The 20070-nt window shown below is 31.4% G+C and carries 23 protein-coding genes; 16 read left to right on the top strand and 7 right to left on the bottom strand.

The window, feature by feature from the left end; translation table 11 throughout:
• Nucleotides 1–19: 19 nt before the first annotated feature.
• The 3 genes from rlmD (at nucleotide 20) to dinB (ending at nucleotide 3459) form a co-directional block, all read left to right on the top strand.
• Entirely contained in the window at nucleotides 20–1390 is a 1371-nt protein-coding gene (rlmD, locus tag HMPREF3058_RS02235) for a 23S rRNA (uracil(1939)-C(5))-methyltransferase RlmD (protein ID WP_002491547.1), read from the top strand.
• Nucleotides 1391–1533: 143 nt separating this feature from the next.
• Nucleotides 1534–2076, top strand: a complete 543-nt coding sequence (locus HMPREF3058_RS02240; RefSeq protein WP_002487348.1) for a DUF3267 domain-containing protein — start codon at nucleotides 1534–1536, stop codon at nucleotides 2074–2076.
• Between the two features lie 312 nt (nucleotides 2077–2388).
• Nucleotides 2389–3459 (top strand): DNA polymerase IV, encoded by a 1071-nt coding sequence (dinB, locus tag HMPREF3058_RS02245; protein ID WP_002458550.1) that lies wholly within the window; start codon nucleotides 2389–2391, stop codon nucleotides 3457–3459.
• A 30-nt stretch (nucleotides 3460–3489) separates the two neighbouring features.
• On the opposite strand, the gene HMPREF3058_RS02250 is transcribed toward dinB, so the two are convergent.
• The gene (locus HMPREF3058_RS02250) at nucleotides 3490–4044 is read right to left on the bottom strand and encodes a 3'-5' exonuclease (protein ID WP_002487329.1); all 555 of its coding nucleotides are present in this window, start codon (nucleotides 4042–4044) and stop codon (nucleotides 3490–3492) included.
• Nucleotides 4045–4236: 192 nt separating this feature from the next.
• Nucleotides 4237–4734, bottom strand: a complete 498-nt coding sequence (ftnA, locus tag HMPREF3058_RS02255) for an H-type ferritin FtnA (protein WP_002491525.1) — start codon at nucleotides 4732–4734, stop codon at nucleotides 4237–4239.
• Nucleotides 4735–4955: 221 nt separating this feature from the next.
• Between ftnA and HMPREF3058_RS02260 the strand changes: the two genes are divergently transcribed.
• The 3 genes from HMPREF3058_RS02260 to HMPREF3058_RS02270 all read left to right on the top strand — a co-directional run bounded on the left by HMPREF3058_RS02260 (nucleotide 4956) and on the right by HMPREF3058_RS02270 (nucleotide 7969).
• A complete protein-coding gene (locus HMPREF3058_RS02260; protein WP_002447448.1) occupies nucleotides 4956–6269 on the top strand; it encodes a lipid II isoglutaminyl synthase subunit MurT in 1314 nt (437 codons plus the stop codon).
• 1 nt (nucleotide 6270) lies between these two features.
• Nucleotides 6271–6996 (top strand): lipid II isoglutaminyl synthase subunit GatD, encoded by a 726-nt coding sequence (locus tag HMPREF3058_RS02265; RefSeq protein WP_001832482.1) that lies wholly within the window; start codon nucleotides 6271–6273, stop codon nucleotides 6994–6996.
• A gap of 436 nt (nucleotides 6997–7432) precedes the next feature.
• Complete coding sequence (locus tag HMPREF3058_RS02270; protein WP_002447446.1) at nucleotides 7433–7969, top strand: immunodominant staphylococcal antigen IsaB family protein; 537 nt, start codon at nucleotides 7433–7435, stop codon at nucleotides 7967–7969.
• 151 nt (nucleotides 7970–8120) lie between these two features.
• Here HMPREF3058_RS02270 and HMPREF3058_RS02275 read toward each other — a convergent pair whose 3' ends face one another.
• Nucleotides 8121–9107: an FUSC family protein gene (locus tag HMPREF3058_RS02275; RefSeq protein WP_002447445.1), complete on the bottom strand. Its 987-nt coding sequence runs from the start codon at nucleotides 9105–9107 to the stop codon at nucleotides 8121–8123.
• Nucleotides 9108–9280: 173 nt separating this feature from the next.
• On the opposite strand from HMPREF3058_RS02275, the gene map reads away from it, so the two are divergent.
• The 5 genes from map (at nucleotide 9281) to vraR (ending at nucleotide 12958) form a co-directional block, all read left to right on the top strand.
• Entirely contained in the window at nucleotides 9281–10036 is a 756-nt protein-coding gene (gene map / locus HMPREF3058_RS02280; RefSeq protein WP_002447444.1) for a type I methionyl aminopeptidase, read from the top strand.
• Between the two features lie 157 nt (nucleotides 10037–10193).
• Complete coding sequence (locus HMPREF3058_RS02285; RefSeq protein WP_002491498.1) at nucleotides 10194–10580, top strand: hypothetical protein; 387 nt, start codon at nucleotides 10194–10196, stop codon at nucleotides 10578–10580.
• A 14-nt stretch (nucleotides 10581–10594) separates the two neighbouring features.
• Nucleotides 10595–11296, top strand: coding sequence for a cell wall-active antibiotics response protein VraT (gene liaF / locus HMPREF3058_RS02290; RefSeq protein WP_002447442.1), 702 nt, complete (start codon nucleotides 10595–10597; stop codon nucleotides 11294–11296).
• Complete coding sequence (locus tag HMPREF3058_RS02295) at nucleotides 11293–12339, top strand: sensor histidine kinase VraS (RefSeq protein WP_002447441.1); 1047 nt, start codon at nucleotides 11293–11295, stop codon at nucleotides 12337–12339. The genes liaF and HMPREF3058_RS02295 overlap by 4 nt, the downstream gene beginning before the upstream one ends.
• Entirely contained in the window at nucleotides 12329–12958 is a 630-nt protein-coding gene (gene vraR, locus HMPREF3058_RS02300; protein WP_002473914.1) for a response regulator transcription factor VraR, read from the top strand. Before HMPREF3058_RS02295 ends, vraR begins: the two co-directional genes overlap by 11 nt.
• Nucleotides 12959–13014: 56 nt before the next feature.
• Here the strand turns inward: vraR and HMPREF3058_RS02305 are convergent, their stop codons facing one another.
• From HMPREF3058_RS02305 to HMPREF3058_RS02315, 3 genes are all read right to left on the bottom strand, one after another.
• Complete coding sequence (locus HMPREF3058_RS02305; protein WP_070731082.1) at nucleotides 13015–14193, bottom strand: YihY/virulence factor BrkB family protein; 1179 nt, start codon at nucleotides 14191–14193, stop codon at nucleotides 13015–13017.
• A gap of 405 nt (nucleotides 14194–14598) precedes the next feature.
• Nucleotides 14599–14883, bottom strand: a complete 285-nt coding sequence (locus HMPREF3058_RS02310; protein WP_002447438.1) for a YtxH domain-containing protein — start codon at nucleotides 14881–14883, stop codon at nucleotides 14599–14601.
• Nucleotides 14884–14890: 7 nt separating this feature from the next.
• Complete coding sequence (locus HMPREF3058_RS02315; RefSeq protein ID WP_001830437.1) at nucleotides 14891–15355, bottom strand: low molecular weight protein-tyrosine-phosphatase; 465 nt, start codon at nucleotides 15353–15355, stop codon at nucleotides 14891–14893.
• Between the two features lie 141 nt (nucleotides 15356–15496).
• On the opposite strand from HMPREF3058_RS02315, the gene HMPREF3058_RS02320 reads away from it, so the two are divergent.
• The 3 genes from HMPREF3058_RS02320 (at nucleotide 15497) to HMPREF3058_RS02330 (ending at nucleotide 17566) form a co-directional block, all read left to right on the top strand.
• Complete coding sequence (locus HMPREF3058_RS02320; RefSeq protein WP_001830421.1) at nucleotides 15497–15712, top strand: DUF1128 domain-containing protein; 216 nt, start codon at nucleotides 15497–15499, stop codon at nucleotides 15710–15712.
• 1 nt (nucleotide 15713) lies between these two features.
• Nucleotides 15714–16955: an aminopeptidase gene (locus HMPREF3058_RS02325; RefSeq protein WP_002458545.1), complete on the top strand. Its 1242-nt coding sequence runs from the start codon at nucleotides 15714–15716 to the stop codon at nucleotides 16953–16955.
• Between the two features lie 80 nt (nucleotides 16956–17035).
• On the top strand, nucleotides 17036–17566 hold the full coding sequence (locus HMPREF3058_RS02330; RefSeq protein ID WP_002447436.1) for an acyl-CoA thioesterase: 531 nt from the start codon (nucleotides 17036–17038) through the stop codon (nucleotides 17564–17566).
• 135 nt (nucleotides 17567–17701) lie between these two features.
• Here the strand turns inward: HMPREF3058_RS02330 and yfkAB are convergent, their stop codons facing one another.
• Complete coding sequence (gene yfkAB, locus HMPREF3058_RS02335) at nucleotides 17702–18844, bottom strand: radical SAM/CxCxxxxC motif protein YfkAB (RefSeq protein WP_070731085.1); 1143 nt, start codon at nucleotides 18842–18844, stop codon at nucleotides 17702–17704.
• A gap of 158 nt (nucleotides 18845–19002) precedes the next feature.
• Here yfkAB and HMPREF3058_RS02340 point away from each other — a divergent pair, with 158 nt between their 5' ends.
• Complete coding sequence (locus tag HMPREF3058_RS02340; protein WP_001830395.1) at nucleotides 19003–19164, top strand: SE1561 family protein; 162 nt, start codon at nucleotides 19003–19005, stop codon at nucleotides 19162–19164.
• 357 nt (nucleotides 19165–19521) lie between these two features.
• Nucleotides 19522–20040 carry a type 1 glutamine amidotransferase domain-containing protein gene (locus HMPREF3058_RS02345; RefSeq protein ID WP_002447434.1) on the top strand — a complete coding sequence of 173 codons (519 nt, stop codon included), beginning with the start codon at nucleotides 19522–19524 and terminating at the stop codon, nucleotides 20038–20040.
• Nucleotides 20041–20070 lie beyond the last annotated feature (30 nt).

Below are 20070 nucleotides of genomic sequence, written 5' to 3' on the forward strand. Positions count from 1 at the left end.
GTATGTAGGAGGGGAAAAATTGGAAACATTTAAGAAAAACGATGTTAAAACGGGAAAGGTTATTGATTTAACTCATGAGGGACACGGAGTTGTTAAAGTTGATCGATATCCAATTTTTATTCCTAATGCTTTAATTGATGAAGAAATTAAATTTAAATTAATTAAAGTGAAAAAGAATTTTGCTATAGGAAAATTGATAGAGGTCATAAGTGAAAGTGATGATAGAGTGACACCGCCTTGTATTTATTATGCAAAGTGTGGTGGTTGTCAATTACAACATATGACATATAGAGCACAATTGGATATGAAAAGAGAACAAGTAGTTAATCTTTTTCATAGAAAAGGCCCTTTTGAGAATACCACCATAAAGGAAACGATTGGCATGGATAATCCTTGGCGTTACCGTAATAAATCTCAAATTCCTGTAGGTCAAGGTAACTCCAATCAAGTTATAATGGGATTCTATAGACAACGTAGCCATGACATTATAGATATGGATAGTTGTCTTATACAAGATAAACAACATCAAGAAGTAATGAATCGAGTGAAGTACTGGCTCAATGAATTAAATATATCTATATATAACGAAAAAGCGAAAACAGGTTTAATACGTCATTTAGTAGTAAGGACTGGTTATCATACCGATGAAATGATGGTTATCTTTGTTACAAATGGAGCAACATTTAAACAATCAGAACTGTTAGTAAACAAGCTGAAAAAAGAATTTCCAAATATAACAAGTATTAAACAGAATATAAACAATAGCCATTCTAATGTTATTATGGGACGTCAATCAATGACTTTATATGGTAAAGATAAAATTGAAGACCAATTAAGTGAAGTAATTTATCATATTTCTGATTTATCATTTTATCAAATTAACTCATCACAAACTGAAAAACTTTATCAGCAAGCTCTGAACTATGCTCAATTAACAGGAAAAGAAATAGTATTGGATACGTATTGTGGTATAGGAACGATTGGGCTATATATGGCACCACAAGCCAAGCATGTTTATGGAGTAGAAGTTGTTCCGCAAGCCATAAAAGATGCGGAAGACAATGCGACTAAAAACCAACTAAAAAATACGACTTTCGAATGTGGAAAAGCAGAAGATGTTATCTTAACATGGAAATCACAAGGGATTAAACCTGACGTAGTCATGGTAGATCCACCTAGAAAAGGATGCGATGAAACTTTCTTAACTACTCTTTTAAAATTAAATCCGAAAAGGATTGTTTATATATCATGTAACCCTTCAACGCAACAAAGAGATGCGCAAATATTGGCTGAACAATACGAGTTAGTAGAAATTACACCAGTTGATATGTTCCCACAAACAACACATATTGAGACTGTAGCATTATTTGTACGCAAAGATGAAGAGTGAATTTAATAGAAATCAATTCATTATTATTTTGAAGTGATTGTTAAGATTGTATTACAAGCAACTTACTTTATTGAAAAAGGTCTTTTTTAGCTATAATAAAAATTGTATACTGTTTTTGAAAATAGAGAACTGGAGGGGTGAATGTGCATAAAATAGATTTATCAGGCAATAAATTTCAAATCCAACGATTTGTTCTGTTGCAAATTGTATTGGCGCTATTTACAATACTATTTACTTATAAATGGGCTTATCAAACAACGCATATCATTGAACAAAATTTTGTCATGAATCTTATTTTGGGCTTTGTAGGTTTCGCAGTGCTAGTTATTTTGCATGAGTTTATTCATCGTATTTTGTTCATTATATTTTCTAAAGGTGAAAAACCATCTTTAAAATATGATAAAAACAAAATTATTGTACAGTTCTCTCAGACTTGTTTTCATCGGTGGCAATTTACAATTATCATGATAGCACCACTTGTTATCATAAGTGCGACCTTACTAGCACTTATTCAAATATATTCCTTCTCATCTTTAATCTTTATGTTTAGTATACATACAAGTTATTGCATGATAGATGTGTTTTTAGTAGCATTGGCATTACAAAGCAAATTCAAATATATACAAACTTATGGAGAAGGTTTGTATCTTTATCAACAAAAGCCCACTCAAACCTATTATGAATAATCACTAATTATACTGACAAGCGCATATATTAAAGTTGATAATTGATTTAAAAATTTCATTTCTTATTTTTCAACTCGTTTCCATCGTAATAAACAAATATCTCATTAAAATATGCAACTACATTCACATAACCACTTATGTAGGAAAGGATAGGACTATGAATTTATTCTAAAATTGTAGTCCTATTTTTTGCTATTACATTAAGTAAATAAACAATACAAGTATTATCATGTGCACAATACATGTAATGATAAAACTGATGGCGTATAATAGTATAAAGCTATTTTTTGGAAGACATAGTGAGGTGAGTCGATGACTGAAAGAAGAATTATTCATATAGATATGGATTATTTTTTTGCTCAAGTTGAAATGAGAGATAATCCTAAATTAAAAGGAAAACCTGTCATCGTTGGTGGTAAAGCGAGTCATCGAGGCGTTGTTTCTACGGCATCATACGAAGCAAGAGCTTATGGTGTTCACTCTGCTATGCCTATGACTCAAGCACATAAGCTGTGCCCCAATGGCTATTATGTAACAAGCCGTTTTGATGCTTATAGAGAGGTATCTGGTCAAATCATGGAAATATTCAGAAGTTATACAGAATTAGTAGAACCTATGTCTTTAGATGAAGCTTATTTAGATATTACACATTTAGTGAGACCGGATTTATCAGCATCAACTATTGCAAATTATATTCGCAGAGATATATACGAAGTAACACGTTTAACTGCGTCAGCTGGCGTGTCTTATAATAAGTTTTTAGCTAAGTTAGCGAGTGGTATGAACAAGCCAAATGGTTTGACAGTTATTGATTACAATAATGTACATGAAATATTAATGCAATTAGATATTGGAGATTTTCCAGGGGTAGGCAAAGCGTCGAAGAAAAAAATGCATCAACATCATATATATACAGGTCAAGATTTATATAATAAAGATGAATTTGAATTAATACGCTTGTTCGGTAAAAGAGGACGAGGTTTGTATAATAAAGCTCGAGGTATAGACCATAATGAAGTAAAGGCGAGTAGAGTTCGTAAATCTGTTGGGACTGAAAGGACATTTTCTACAGATGTTAACGATGATGATGTTATTTTAAGAAAAATAAGAGAGCTTTCAGGAAAAACAGCAGAGCGTTTAAATAAAATTCAAAAATCAGGAAAAACAGTCACTGTAAAGATAAAGACTTATCAATATGAAACAATCTCAAAACAAAAAAGTTTGAGAGATCCTATTCGTACTGAAACTGATATTTATAATATTGCATATACTTTATATAACGACTTAAAAGATCCAGAGATTCCGATTCGATTAATAGGTGTAACGGTTGGGAGTTTAGTGCAATCTGATTTTAAAAATTTAACAATATATGATTTTATTTAAATGGCTGATGAACACAGGTTAAGTGGACAATCAGCCTTTATCTTTAAGATTTTTTCCATATATATTTAACATGCTTTGAAGATCATCATAATGTTTCAATAAGCGGTAGGTAATCATTGCACAAGCTTTAGCATCATTTAACGCATCATGATGACCGTGAAAATCTAAATGGTAATGATTCATTAAATGTTTTAGTCCATAACGATATGCATTTATTGTTCGTTTAGCTAATTGATATGAACAAAAGTATGTCAAAGAAGGAGTATCTATATTAAGACTTTTTAAACTTTGATGTAACACATTCATATCAAAAGCAGCATTATGGGCAACAACAGGAAGTTGATCAATAAATTGTAGCATATATGGATAGACATGCTTGAATCCAGGAGCATCTTGCACATCTTCGGGGTGGATGCCGTGTACATTAATATTTGTTTCAGTAAAGTAGTCAAAAGGATTCACAAGGGTATGAAATGACTCTGTTATTTGATTATCAATAACTTTAACCATTCCTACAGAGCATATGCTTGTTCGTTTACCGTTAGCAGTTTCAAAGTCCAGTGCAACAAATGCATTTTGTGCCATTATTTCATTCCTTTCAATTATTTTTGGTTATGTGAGTATTTAATGTCAATATTTTATTACAATAACAATTTTATAGATAGTAAAACGGGTTAAAACAAATGATTTATGCATTAAAAAAACCCTTAAATCATTTATCTTTGAGGAGATTTAAGGGTAAATAACACAATATTTAGGAATAAGTTATTGTAATTATTACTCGTTGAATGAACGCGCTGCTAATTCTTTTTCATATAAGTAAAGTGTATTACAATCGTCACCAATACGAGTAAGGTAATCTATATGAGTTTCAAATGTAGATTCTTCTTCAACTTGTTCATCTAAGAACCAGTTTAAAAATGAAATTGTAGCATAATCTTTATCATTCCGAGCTAATTCTGATAGATTATAGAAACGTTGAGTAACATCACGTTCTTGAGCTAAACTATCTTTAAATGTTTCTAAAATAGAAGAAAATTCTACTTTAGGAGCTTTAATTGTATCAAAAATAGCATGTTCGCCACGATCATTGATATAGTCATAGATTTTTTTACCGTGGAAACGTTCCTCTTTAGCTTGTTCTATATAAAAATTTGCAAATCCGTCATAAGATTTTTTGTCACAGTATGCCGCCATTGCCATATATGCGTGCGCTGCAAAATATTCTTGATTCATCTGTTCATTTAAAGCTGCTAATAGTTCTTTACTTAACATCTTCAATCACCCCGTATAAATAAAAATAAGATTCTTGTATATTATAACAAAACTTTTCTCAATAGCAAATAATAATTATTATAATCTAGAAGTAGTGATTATCGTTCTTATTAATAATTATTCTAATTTGTGAAATGAATAGCACATCTTAGATGAGAATCTTTTTTGTTGTACCCTTTACGTGTTATAATTACTCGAGTGCAAATTGGAGGAGGAAACGCATGAGACAATGGACTGCAACCCACATGGCTAAGTTAGCAAGGAAAGCAAGTATAGCTGTAGGTAAAAAGGGTACAGACTTGCCGGGACAGATTGCAAGACGTGTGGATCATAATATTTTAAGAAAATTAGCTAAACAAGTAGATGACATTGTTTTTATTAGTGGGACTAATGGTAAAACGACTACATCTAACTTAATTGGACATACTTTAAAGAAAAATCAAATAAACATTATTCACAATAATGAAGGGGCAAATATGGCAGCAGGGATAACTTCTGCTTTCATTATGCAAAGCTCTAAGGATACTAATATTGCGATAATTGAAATAGATGAAGGATCTATACCACGTGTTTTAAACGAAATTACACCCTCTATGATGGTGTTTACAAATTTCTTTAGAGATCAAATGGATCGATTTGGTGAAATCGATATTATGGTTGATAATATTGCAAAATCAATAAGTAACAAAGGGATAAAATTATTATTAAATGCAGATGATCCGTTTGTGAGTCGTTTGAAAATTGCAAGTCATTCCATTGTGTATTACGGAATGAAAAAATTTGCACATGAATTTGAACAAAGTACAATGAATGAAAGTAAATATTGTCCTAATTGTGGACGATTATTGCAATATGACTATATACATTATAATCAAATTGGACATTATCACTGTGAGTGTGGATTTAAACGAGAAGTACCTACATATGAAGTGTCATCATTTGAAGCTTCACCATTCTTAAAAATGATAATAAACCAAAGTGAGTTTAATATGAAAATTGCAGGAGATTTTAATTCTTATAATGCAATAGCAGCTTATACCGTATTAAGAGAATTGGGATTAAATGATGATGCAATACGCAAAGGTTTTGAAACATATACGTCTGATAATGGTCGAATGCAGTATTTTTCAAAAAATAAGAAGGAAGCTATGATTAATCTAGCAAAAAATCCAGCTGGAATGAATGCAAGCCTATCAGTAGGCGAACAAATTGATGATAAAAAAGTTTATGTTATTAGTCTTAATGACAACGCGGCAGATGGTCGAGATATTTCATGGATATACGATGCTGACTTTGAAAAGCTGGCTACCCAAGATATCGAAGCTATCATTGTAAGCGGTACACGTGCTGAGGAACTACAATTACGTCTCAAACTTGCTGAAGTTGAAGTGCCTATTAAGGTTGAAAAGGATATCTACAAAGCGACTGCATTAACTATGAAATACAGTTCATTTACGGTAGCAATTCCAAACTATACATCATTAACACCAATGCTTGAACAACTTAATCGCTCATTTGAAGGAGGGCAATCGTAAGATGAATGAACTAACGGTTTATCATTTCATGTCAGATAAGCTTAATTTATACAGTGATATTGGTAATATCATGGCATTAAAACAAAGAGCTAAAAAAAGAAATATTAAGATAAATGTTAAAGAAATCAATGAGACTGAAGGAGTCACATTTGATGATTGCGATATTTTCTTCATTGGTGGTGGGAGTGATAGGGAACAAGCGCTTGCCACAAAGGAATTAAGTAAGATTAAAACGTCGTTAAAAAATGCAATTGAAGATGGTATGCCTGGGTTAACTATATGCGGTGGTTATCAATTTTTAGGTCATAAGTATATTACTCCTGATGGTACCGAGTTAGAAGGATTGGGTGTTCTTGATTTCTATACCGAGTCTAAAAAAGAACGCTTAACTGGAGATATCATTATAGAGAGTGATACTTTTGGCACGATTGTTGGATTTGAAAATCATGGTGGTAGAACATATCATCCGTATGGAACATTAGGTCGAGTAACGTATGGTTATGGTAATAATGATAACGATCGAAAAGAAGGTATACACTATAAAAATCTATTAGGTTCTTATCTTCACGGCCCAATTTTACCAAAAAATCATGAAATAACTGATTATCTACTTGAGAAAGCATGTGAAAGAAAAGGCATACTATTTGAGCCTAAAAAGATTGATAACACCGAGGAAGAAGCTGCTAAGCAAGTTCTGATTAAACGTGCAAAAGAAAATAAAAAATAACTCAATACAACTTAATTTTTAATAATGATTGTTAATCATGACGATAATTGATTATTAGTATAAAGACTTATCATATTAATGCCTCTAGAACATCAATGCATGTTCTAGAGGCATTTTAACGTATTAGCAGCCATTGACTGAATTGTAAATAACTTATGAAGATGTTAATTAACAAAAGGTCAGGAACGAAGTGATGAGCATTTTCTTTTAAAACGTTAAAGAAAATATGGAAAGTGGGAGGTGTTGAGATGAAAAAAATTGTTCTATATGAATACGTAGCACCTTTTGATATACATTTAGGAAACGTTAATGTTCATTGACCTTGAAACATAGACACTCAAGTGCTAATTTCTATTATCTACGAAAAAAATACTTTGAAACATATAATAGTTGTTAAACTGTAATTGAACCATACAATAAATATAGGAGTGAAAATATGAAGATTTTTAAATTGACGTCATTGACTCTAGCTGCTTTAACGTTAGCCTTTCCGTTTTCACATGTCGCACAAGCACATACTTACTTAGAAAAGCATCATCAAACAAACGAAACCAAACAATCTCATAGCTTTTCATTAGAAGGTGAGGCAGGTAAAAATCCAACATTTTTAACTCAACCTCAATTTATTACTTCTCTAGATAATGGTCATTTAAATATTAATGGTTATCAGATTCAACAAGATGATACTAATGATATTGAATACAAAAAGATTTATGATCAAGAAATCAGAGCTACAAGCAATCATACAGCGATAAGTGTACGTTTCAGTATTAATAATCAATCACTATCACTTGAAAGTATGAAAGATGCATACCCAAAAGAGAGATTGAATCATATTCCACATACAAGCAGTGATTCACAATATCCAGAAGACGGTATATATGTCTATCATGGTAAAATGATTAAATTACAATACAAAGTGACACAAGGATTTGTTACGAGCGTGACGATAGGTGAAGGTGTAGACGAATAGTTTGCCAAACATTCAAATTTAAAGCGTTAACGAGATTTATGAGTATATTTATATGTATCAAGAAAGCCGTAGATAAACTTTGTTCTACGGCTTTGTATCATATTTAATTATTTTTTGAATAGGTAATAAAGTAATTATTTTTAACGTCATATTATTTTGCATAACGTGAATCTAAAATTTTATATATGAGTAGAATTTCATATATGAGTGTACTTTTCATTTGATTTTGGTCAAACTCATCCATCTGTTTAACAGAAGACTTTAATGTTGCAATAGATTCTTTTTGACGTGTAAAGCTTCCTTTTTGAATGATGCCATTAATACTATTACTAATATTAATCAATGCTATCTTCTCATTAGCATCAAAAGCAATAGACGTATGTTTGGGTAAATAAATAATGTTAGATAAATGTGAAATAAATAAACGGTTGTTATAAGCGCGATTTGTAAGGCGATTTAATAATTTCCAATTATCTTCATTTTTATGATAATGAAGTTCATCTCTTTGATAACTCATTAATGTTTCAGCTTTTTGAGCAATTATGTTTAATTTTGATAATTCTTTACTAGTCTTCTCTGAGCTAAATTTTCCTAATAATAACTCATTACAGCGTACATAAAATAAATTATACATTTTTTTCTCACTAAGGGCTAATTGCTCTTCAAGTTGATGATAATACTTAGGTGGTAAGATGATAAAATTGACTAATCCAGCCGTAACAAGCCCTATAAGAGCTGTAAGTAACCGTGAAAAGAAATTGAATACATAAGCTTCATGTATACCTGGAATCATCGCAACGGAAGTTAATACTGCAACAGTTGTTCCTACCTGTAAATTAAGTTTAGTGCAAATCAAAATGGTAAATGTAGCACTTAAAGCATAACTTAACGGCGATTGATCACCGAAGACATATGTAAAGACAACAGCAAATAACGCACCGATAACTGTTGCTGGTAGCCTTTTATACCCCTTTTTTAATGATGCTTTAGCAGTAGGTTCAATTGTAACAATTGCAGTAAGTATGGCAAAAATTGGAGTGAGGTTTAACAACATACAAAATAAAGACGTAAAAAAAGTAGCCAAACCAGTTTTAATGGTTCGCGCTCCAATTATATGTCTATACCATTTATCATTCATATCATACTGACTCCTCTTAAGAAAAGGAAATTCGAAAAGACTTTACTTTAGACAAATTCTCTTTCTTTGAAAATTAATTTAACTATTACGAATCGTTATACATTCATATTTAGTATATCAAAAAATTTTTGCTATAATAAGATGTAATATAATTTATAAAGGAACGGGATAAAATGATTGTTAAAACTGATGAAGAATTACAAGCATTAAAAGAAATAGGTTACATTTGTGCAAAAGTCAGAGATACTATGAAAGAAGCTACTCAACCTGGAGTGACTACCCGTGAATTAGATCACATTGCCAAAGATTTATTTGAAGAGCATGGAGCGATTTCAGCGCCTATTCATGATGAAAACTTCCCAGGTCAAACTTGCATTAGTGTTAACGAAGAGGTCGCGCATGGAATCCCTGGTAAACGAGTAATTCGTGAAGGTGACCTAGTTAATATTGACGTATCAGCTTTAAAAAATGGGTACTATGCTGATACTGGTATTTCATTTGTTGTAGGGAAATCAGATCAACCACTTAAGCAAAAGGTCTGTGACGTAGCCACAATGGCTTTTGAAAATGCTATGAAAAAGGTGAAACCAGGTACAAAATTGAGTAATATTGGAAAAGCTGTTCATGCAACGGCACGACAAAATGACTTGACTGTGATTAAGAATTTAACTGGACATGGTGTTGGACAATCACTTCATGAGGCACCTAATCATGTCATGAATTATTTTGATCCTAAAGATAAAACATTATTAAAAGAAGGGCAAGTCATTGCAGTAGAACCATTCATATCAACACATGCTACATTTGTAACTGAAGGTAAAAATGAATGGGCATTTGAAACTAAGGATAAAAGTTATGTCGCCCAAATTGAACACACGGTTATAGTAACTAAAGATGGTCCGTTACTTACAACTAAGATTGATGATTAATTAAATATTAGTAATTCAAATTAGAATTTAAGATTATGATTTACTTTTTTCATATCTCGTCAGACTAAAGTATGAAGCGTATATGGTTCCGAAGCCTATTTCATTAGGTTTCGGAATTGTTTTATAATAAAGCTTAATCAGTGACGAGGTGATATCATTGAATATTTTAGATTCATATTTACAACAATTTATAAAACGTATTACTAAAAAAAGTATCAATGACTATAAAATGTCATTAGATAAGCAAATTAAAAATATTGATACTTATATTAATTATTTAAGAGAAAAAAGATTACAACTAAAGAAGTTAATTGACACTCTCACGCTCTCATTAGAAAATAAATATATAGATTTAGTAAACAATCAAGCAATCTATTGTGCTGAAGAAATACATGATAATGATATTGATATGATTAAATCACTATTAAATGATGCTGAGTCTTATTATGCGAGAATTGAAGCGGATATAAATTTACAATCTAGAATGAAAATAACTACTGAAGAAGCATTCCACTTTATATATCATATGAGTGCTGTAGCATAGAAAGGTGGCGAAATATGACACGCAAATATATATCAACTGAAATGTTGATTATTTTTACTGCTTTAATGATTATTGCCAATTTTTATTATATATTTTTTGAGAAAATTGGTTTTTTACTAGTACTCCTATTAGGATGTGTACTTGTATATGTAGGATATGTGTATTTCCATAAAGTTAGAGGACTATTATCTTTTTGGATAGGAACTTTATTAATTGCTTTTACACTTTTGTCTAATAAGTATACGATTATTATTCTATTTGTCTTTTTAATTGTAGTCATCATACGTTACTTGGTTTATAAGTTTAGACCTTTAAAAGTGATTGCTACAGATGAAGACATCACATCACCCATTTTCATTAAACAAAAATGGTTTGGTGAACAACATACACCAGTGTATGTATATAAATGGGAAGACGTACAAATTCAACACGGTATAGGAGACATACACATTGATATGACAAAAGCAGCAAATATTAAGGAAACAAATACCATAGTTGTGCGTCATATTTTAGGTAAAGTACAAGTAGTTGTACCTCTTAATTATAATATAAATTTACATGCGACTCTCTTCTACGGTACTGCTTATGTGAATGATAAATCTTATAAGATTGAGAATAACCATGTTCAAATTGAAGAAAAAACGAAAGATGATAATTATACTGTTAATGTTTACGTTTCATCATTCATTGGAGACGTAGAGGTGATTTACAGATGAATCACTACATAAGAGCTATAGGCTCAATGCTTATATTAGTATATAGTATGCTTATTGCTTTTTTATTTATTGATAAAGTGTTTGTAAATATTATCTTTTTTCAAGGGATGTTTTATACACAAATATTTGGAATACCTGTTTTTCTATTTTTAAATTTATTAATAGTTTTTTTATGTATTATAGTTGGATCTGTTTTAGCTTATAAAATTAATCAACAAAATGATTGGATTATTTCCCAAATAGAAAGATCAATAGAAGGACAAACAGTAGGTATCAATGATCAAAATATCGAATTATATACAGAAACGATAGATATTTATCATACACTAGTTCCATTAAATCAAGAATTACATCGACTTAGAATGAAGACTCAGAATTTAACTAATGAAAACTACAATATTAATGATGTAAAAGTCAAAAAGATTATCGAAGATGAGCGACAGCGACTTGCTAGGGAATTGCATGATTCTGTTAGCCAACAATTATTTGCTGCGAGCATGATGCTATCAGCAATAAAAGAGTCGAAATTAGAACCACCTTTAAATCAACAGATACCAATTCTTGAAAAAATGGTTCAAGACTCACAACTTGAAATGAGAGCTTTGTTGTTACATTTAAGACCGATAGGTTTAAAAGATAAGTCTCTAGGTGAAGGTATTAAAGATTTAGTCATCGATTTACAAAAGAAAGTACCAATGAAAGTTTTGCATGAAATTCAAGATTTTGAAGTGCCAAAAGGTATTGAAGATCATTTGTTCAGAATTACACAAGAAGCTATTTCAAATACATTGAGACATTCAAATGGTACGAAAGTAACTGTGGAATTATTTAATCAAGAGGATTATCTTTTACTAAGAATTCAAGATAATGGAAAAGGATTTAATGTAGATGAAAAATTTGAACAAAGTTATGGTTTAAAAAATATGCGAGAACGAGCGTTAGAAATTGGTGCGACGTTTCATATTGTATCTTTACCTGATTCAGGTACACGAATTGAAGTTAAGGCACCATTGAATAAGGAGGAGAATTCAAGTGGCGATTAAAGTTTTATTTGTTGATGATCATGAAATGGTAAGAATCGGTATTTCAAGCTATCTTTCAACACAAGAAGATATAGAAGTAGTAGGTGAGGGTGCTTCTGGTAAGGAGGCTATCACTAAAGCGCATGAGCTAAAACCAGATTTAATATTAATGGATTTACTTATGGACGATATGGATGGTGTAGAAGCTACTACTGAAATAAAAAAAGATTTACCTCAAATTAAAGTAGTCATGTTAACAAGCTTTATAGAAGATAAAGAAGTTTATCGTGCACTTGATTCTGGAGTAGATAGTTATATTTTAAAGACAACAAGTGCAAGTGATATAGCTGACGCTGTGCGTAAAACGTATGAAGGTGAATCAGTATTTGAACCAGAAGTGTTAGTAAAAATGCGCAACCGTATGAAAAAACGTGCCGAGCTTTATGAAATGTTAACAGAAAGAGAAATGGAGATCTTATTACTTATAGCTAAAGGATACTCTAACCAAGAGATTGCAAGCGCATCTCATATCACCATCAAAACAGTAAAAACTCATGTAAGTAACATACTGAGTAAATTAGAAGTACAAGATCGAACACAAGCAGTAATCTATGCGTTTCAACATAATTTAATTCAATAAATTATTAAAGGCGAAAGTAACGGTGCATCTACCGATACTTTCGCCTTTCGATATTATCAGTCGGTTGTGTGATGTTCTTCTTTAGATTGATGATTGATATTATAAGTATCATCTTCATTAGAAATATCTACATCTTTATTATCTTTGTAGTATTCATAAGTCGTATTTTCGTTATAATGATTTTCATTGTTATCATCATGTTTAATAGCGGCTTCTTCAGGTGTGTGACCAGCTATGACTTTTCTTTGGTGAATAATTGCATTGATTTCAGCACCGATAATAATAATAAAGCTTGTGATATACAACCATAAGAATAAAATGATAATACCAGCTAAACTTCCGTATGTTTTCGAATAGTTACTAAAGTTTGAAATATAGTAACCGAATGCAAACGACCCCAGTAACCAAATAATGGAAGTGAAAATAGCGCCAGGAATAACGGAACGTAATTTTGTTTTAACATTAGGTGCAACTGAATAAAGTACAGTAAATATGATGAAAATAATAATCAATGGAATAACAATTCGTACTAAATTAAAAATCCATTCAATTTGATTATCAATACCTAGTGGTCCAAATAAAAATTTATTAATGACTGGACCTAGTGTAATAAGTACAACAGCAACAACAAATACTGCACCTAAAACAAGTGTGTATAGTATACTTAATAATTTAACTACTATACCGTTTCGAGAATCCTCAACGTCATAAGCAACATTAAATGAGTTAATAATAGCGGACATTCCATTTGATGCTGACCAAATAGCTAAAATTAACCCAACTGACAAAATACCTCCACTGGCAGTGTCAGAGATATCTTTAACAATTCGGCCAACGATACTAGCTGTTTCTTGATCAGGGACATATTGACTTACTTTTTGATTAATCTGATTAGCATCAATCGTGATGAATTGACCAAGTAGCGTAAGTAAAAAAATTAGCATTGGGAAAAGTGCTAATACAAAATGATACGTCATCTGTGCTGCTAAACCTGCAGCGTCATCTTTACCTATCCTATAAATAAGGTAGGAAAAGAAATTAGAGTTTTCGGTGTATTTTGCTGGTTTATTCAGCCGAGAAACAAAAAATACTTGATTCTTTTTTTTAGGTTTCTTCGATTGGAATTCTTGCGGTTCTATATATGTACGGTCAACTTCTATTTTTTTATTCTTTTTATGCTCTTTATCTTCTATTGAATTAAGATATTTAGAAGTTGTTTTCTCTTTTTTTGACATAACAATCTCCTTCGCTTTTTATGTTTTACATTTAAACTTGTATTCCCATATTTGCGGTATAGTAAAACAAAAATGGTTTTATTTATATATGATAAATCTAATACCCTTTAAAAAGTAATGTATTTTTAACACTCAATGATTATTTTGGCCTAAATTAAATAGAAAGGCAATAGTTTTTGAATATTGATTTATAGTTTTAAACACGAGTTAAAGTATTAAACAAGGGCGAGTCAAAGTTTAACAATCAATGTAGAGTTTATAATCAACAAAGATAAAAAGAGTGGAGCAGAATTCATTTAGAATGAATTCCGTTCCACTTCATAGTCATCGAATATCATAAACTTATATGCCTACATTTTCCAATTGAAGTCCTATTTTCTCAGAAAATGCTACGTATTTAAAAGTTTATTTACCTAAGCGTTGATTTTTACGATTTACAAAAGTTTCTTTAGCATCTTTAATTGAACGTTCTAATTCAGGATTATTGCGACGTATTTCTTCTAATGTATCCTTCCAATACATTACTTCATCTTTGATGCTACTTATTTTTGAGGGTTTACGTGTACGATTTCCTTCTTTGATGTCTTTGAATGATTGTTTTAAAGAATGACGTGTAGATTTATCAGCAAGAGCAGCCGCGCCACCAATTACGGCACCAATTAAAATACCAGGTACTAATTTATTTTCCATAGTTGAATTACCTCTCTTTCAAATTTGCATCTTTTACGATGTAGTCAATTAAATTATCACAAGATGATTGCACCATCTCGAAAACACCTTCAAAATTATTAGTGTAGTATGGATCTGGTACATCACTCTCTTCCATGTTACTAAATTCTAGCAATTTGAACAATTGTCCTTGTAAATTTGGATTGATTTGTTTGATATTGTCTACGTTACTTTGGTCCATAGCAATAATATAGTCAAAATCATCATCAGGTTCGAAAAGTTCGCTCACCATACCATCATAAGGAATATGGTACTTCTGTAGAATTTTTTGTGTTCCATTATGTGGAGGTTCGCCTAAATTCCAACGTCCTGTACCTCTAGAATGAACTTTTATATCTGAAATGCCTCTTTCTTGTAGTCTTTGCCTCATGATAGCTTCAGCCATTGGAGAACGACATATATTACCTAGACATACAAATGCTACATGTATCATAAGTATTCACTCCAAACTATGTATTTATATGCCCATTTTATATACTATCTAAACAATAAGAAAGTACTTAACCTCAAATTCTATCAAAGTTTAACAAAATATGATATTTTGATAGAATATTGAACTAAAGAGGTGAATTAAATGTCATTATCTAATGAAGAAATGATTTCTAATATTAGACAAAAATTAAATATTGTAAATCAAGCGTTACTTAATCCGGAAAAATTTAAATCAACACCTCATCAAGACATAAGCGAAATATATGAATTCGTAATGTCTAAAGATTCATTCTCGCCTAGTGAGGTTACGGCCATTGCGGACCATTTAGGACAACTTAGACAAGATATGGAGGATTAATATGACGAGTTATCATAATAAGTTAAAACAATATGCAGAATTATTAGTAAGAGTGGGAATGAATGTACAGCCACATCAACCAGTATTTATACGTTCATCTGTCGAAGCTTTAGAATTAACTCATTTAATCGTCGAGGAAGCATATAAAGCAGGGGCAGAAGATGTTCGAGTGAGTTACACAGACCCGAGATTAAAAAGATTAAAATTTGAAAACGAATCAGTTGAACACTTTGAAAACCAAGAGCTCAAACAATATGATATTGAAGAGCGTCTTGATTATGTTAATCGTGGTGCAGCGAACTTGGCACTCATTGCTGAAGATCCAGAGCTATTAAGTGGAATAGACGCGCATAAGTTAAAAGCGTATCAAACTGTATACTCAAAAGGATTTAAACCATATATGGAAGCAAGTCAAAAAAACCAGTTTCCATGGGTAGTGGCTGCTTTTCCTACGCGAGATTGGGCACATCGTGTCTATCCTGAGTTGGATGTTGAATCGGCATATATTAAATTCATTGATGAAGTATTTGATATTGTTCGTGTAGATGGACAAAATCCAATTGAAAATTGGGAAAAACACGTTAAAGATTTAAGTGTTCACGCTAAACGATTACAAGAGAAAAACTATCAAGCTTTACATTACATATCAGAAGGCACGGATTTAATAGTAGGGTTACCTGAAGGACACATATGGGAAGATGCAACAAGTTATGTAAATGGGGACGGTCAACCTTTTATTGCTAATATCCCTACAGAAGAAGTTTTTACAGCTCCAGATAGAAACAATGTTAATGGATATGTAACAAACAAATTACCTTTAAATCTTAATGGTAACATTATAGACGGGTTTACATTGACTTTTAAAGATGGTGTGATAGTTGATGTCAAAGCAGAAAAAGGTGAGAAATTACTTAAAGATTTGATTGCAACTGATGAAGGTGCATGTAGATTAGGGGAAGTAGCACTAGTGCCCGACGATTCACCAATATCAAACCGACGCACAATATTCTATAACACTCTTTTTGATGAAAATGCATCATGCCACCTAGCTATTGGGTCAGCTTATAGTTTTAATATCAAAGGTGGTACTGAAATGACTACAGAAGAAAAAATTACAAATGGACTTAATGATTCCAATATTCATGAAGATTTCATGATTGGTAGTCCTGATTTAACAATTTATGGGATATTGCAAGATGAAACAAAAGAATTAGTTTTTAAAAATGGAAATTGGGCTAAATAGTATAAGTGGAATAAACAATCAATTTATTGAAATGAATTGGGAGTTTGTTTAAATATTATAAATTGGGGAGATTATGATTTATGGCTAACACAAATAGAAAAAGCAAAAAAATGTCAGATGCTAAATGCGTCAAAACAAGACAGGTATATCCACAAGATACCAATCATCATCACACAATGTTCGGTGGAACTTTAATGGCAAATATAGATGAAATAGCTGCTATTACTGCTATGAAGCACGCTGGGAACCCAGTTGTTACTGCATCAACAGATTCTGTTGACTTTTTAAGACCTATTACAACAGGAGATATTTTATCATATGAAGCAATGGTTTCTTATGCTGGAACAAGTTCGATGGAGATATGTGTTCAAATTGTTATTGATGATGTTTATAAGAACGAGCGCCATTTGGCTGCTTTAAGTTTTTTAACTTTTGTAGCATTAGATAGTGATGGAAAGCCAACATCAGTACCTGATGTTGAACCTGAAACATCTGTAGAAAAATGGTTCCATGAAACTGCACCACAACGTGTTGCTAGACGTAAAGAACGTCGTAAAGAAAGTATAGATACAATTGAATATTTATCTAGAGTTAGACATATCGAAAAGTAAGAATTTAGTAATTAATTTAAATGATAAGATAATATAAGTTTAACAATAAAGTTTTCTTTTTTAATAAAACAGTAACCACCCTATGAATGTTAAAAACAACATAGAGTGGTTACTGTTTGTTTATACCAAAATTTGTTACGAAAATATTTGATATTGATGCATTTTTTGTTCTTTTTTCTTGAAATCAGTATTTGGGTAATACATATTTTTAACTAAAACATTTGGACCAAGACAGTGATATTCTGCACAATGACAATTTAAAGATTGTGCAAGATCAGTGTTTAACCACTGGTTGAATACATCTGTCAATTTATCCTTTTGTATATTAGATATTGTACCATTTTCATCACCAAAGTCAGTCACAATAACATCGCCAGTAAATACATTAACATTCAAACGGCTACGACCATCAGGGTCATTTCTCATTGTAACATTCTTTGATTTTCTTAAACGTTGCAATAAATGTTGATCATATTCATCATTTAAACAAGGATAGATAGGTAGAGTACCAAACAACATCCATGTGTTTTCATCACGGATATCTAACAAATGATGAATAGCTTCTTTCATTTCTTTAAGAAATAATACATTTAATTGACTGGCAAAATCAGATGGATACATTGGGTGAATCTCATGACGGCTACATTTCATGTCATTTACCACTTCATTATGTATTTTATTTAGATAAGGGACTGTGCTTTGATTAAGCATAGTTTCTGCCGAAACGAACATGCCTTGGTCTGATAAAGTGCTGGAATTTTCAAGCATTTGCTCATATAATTTCAACTTGGCTTTTAGAGGAGGTTGTTTTCTCATTGCACCAAAGCCAACATCAGTAAATTCTTGAATGGTTCCCCAATTATGAGAAATATGCATAACATCTATGTACTCTGCAATATCTAAATAGCGGTCTTGAGGTAAAGTTAAATTTGAATTCATTTGAACATAAATACCACGATGCTTGGCATACTTAAGTAGAGGCTTAACGACGTTTTTGATTGACTTTTTGGAAAACATAGGTTCCCCACCTGTAATAGACAATGTTCTTAAGTTAGGTATCTCGTCCAAACGTCGATAGATGATATCCATTGGAAGAGGGTCAGGATCTTTAGTTTGTAAAGTGTAACCAACTGCACAATGACTGCAACGCATATTACATAAATTTGTAGTTGTAAATTCTATATTACTCAATGTTAATTGGTTATGTTCTAAAATATCATTATATGCTTCCCATGGATCATTGTTGATAGAAATAGGGGATTTGTTTGATATTATCATAATTTATTACTCCTAAAATTAAAAAGTTTCCATCTACTTTGTTTTGATTATGTGCAAAATGTACAATGAATATTATTATGATTATATCGCTTTTTGTCAAATTCTGTTAGGATAATATTATCGTATTAAATACAAGTAAAAAGGAGTTCCAATATTTAATGAGTGAACAGCAAACGATTGATCAAATTAAAACACGATTAAACAAATTTATTGAAGACATTGATCACGTAAATCCGGATGAGGTACGTGTAGAAGATATTGATGAGTGGATTGGTTTACTTGATCAGTTGGAAGAAAAAGTGAAACAAGTTTCAAAATAATTATGTAGGAAGTCTAGGACATCAATAACAATCCTAGACTTTTTTAACGTATAGTCACTTAATGATTAAAGCATAAAAATTTTCTAAATATTTTATTATTGGGGCCCCAACAAAGAGAATTTCAGAGAGAAATTCGACAGACAAAGCAAGTTGGGGTTGGGGCCCCAACAAAGAGAATTTCAGATAGAAATTCAACAGACAAAGCAAGTTGGGGTTGGAGAATGACAATGTAATAATACTAATAAGTTTAGCTCTTTTTTAATTTGGAAAATTTAGCAATAGATGTTTAACACCCTATTTTTTTGTCTATACTATATTTAGATTGAAAAACAGATAAATGAAAGGTGATGTCAAATTATGACAAAAAAAGTAGCAATTATTCTAGCAGATGAATTTGAAGATATAGAATTAACAAGTCCTAAAGAAGCATTAGAAAATGCTGGATTTGAAACAGAAGTGATTGGTGATACAGCTAACCATGAAGTTGTTGGTAAGCACGGTGAGAAAGTCACTGTTGATGTTAGCATTGCTGATGCCAAACCAGAAGACTATGATGCATTATTAATTCCTGGTGGATTTTCACCTGACCACTTACGTGGTGATGAAGAAGGTCGCTATGGTACTTTTGCTAAGTATTTCACTAAAAATGATGTTCCAACATTTGCAATTTGTCACGGTCCATTAGTATTAGTTGATACTGACGATTTAAAAGGACGTACAATTACGGGTGTTATTAACGTACGCAAAGATTTATCAAATGCTGGTGCGAATGTTGTAGATGAATCAGTAGTGGTAGACAACAACATTGTAACAAGTCGTGTACCTGATGATTTAGATGACTTCAATAGAGAAATTGTAAAAAAATTAGAAGCATAAATCGCGATTTACAATGAACTAATTTGCATT

The sequence above is a fragment of the Staphylococcus sp. HMSC068G11 genome (assembly GCF_001815825.1).
Lineage (GTDB): Bacteria > Bacillota > Bacilli > Staphylococcales > Staphylococcaceae > Staphylococcus > Staphylococcus epidermidis.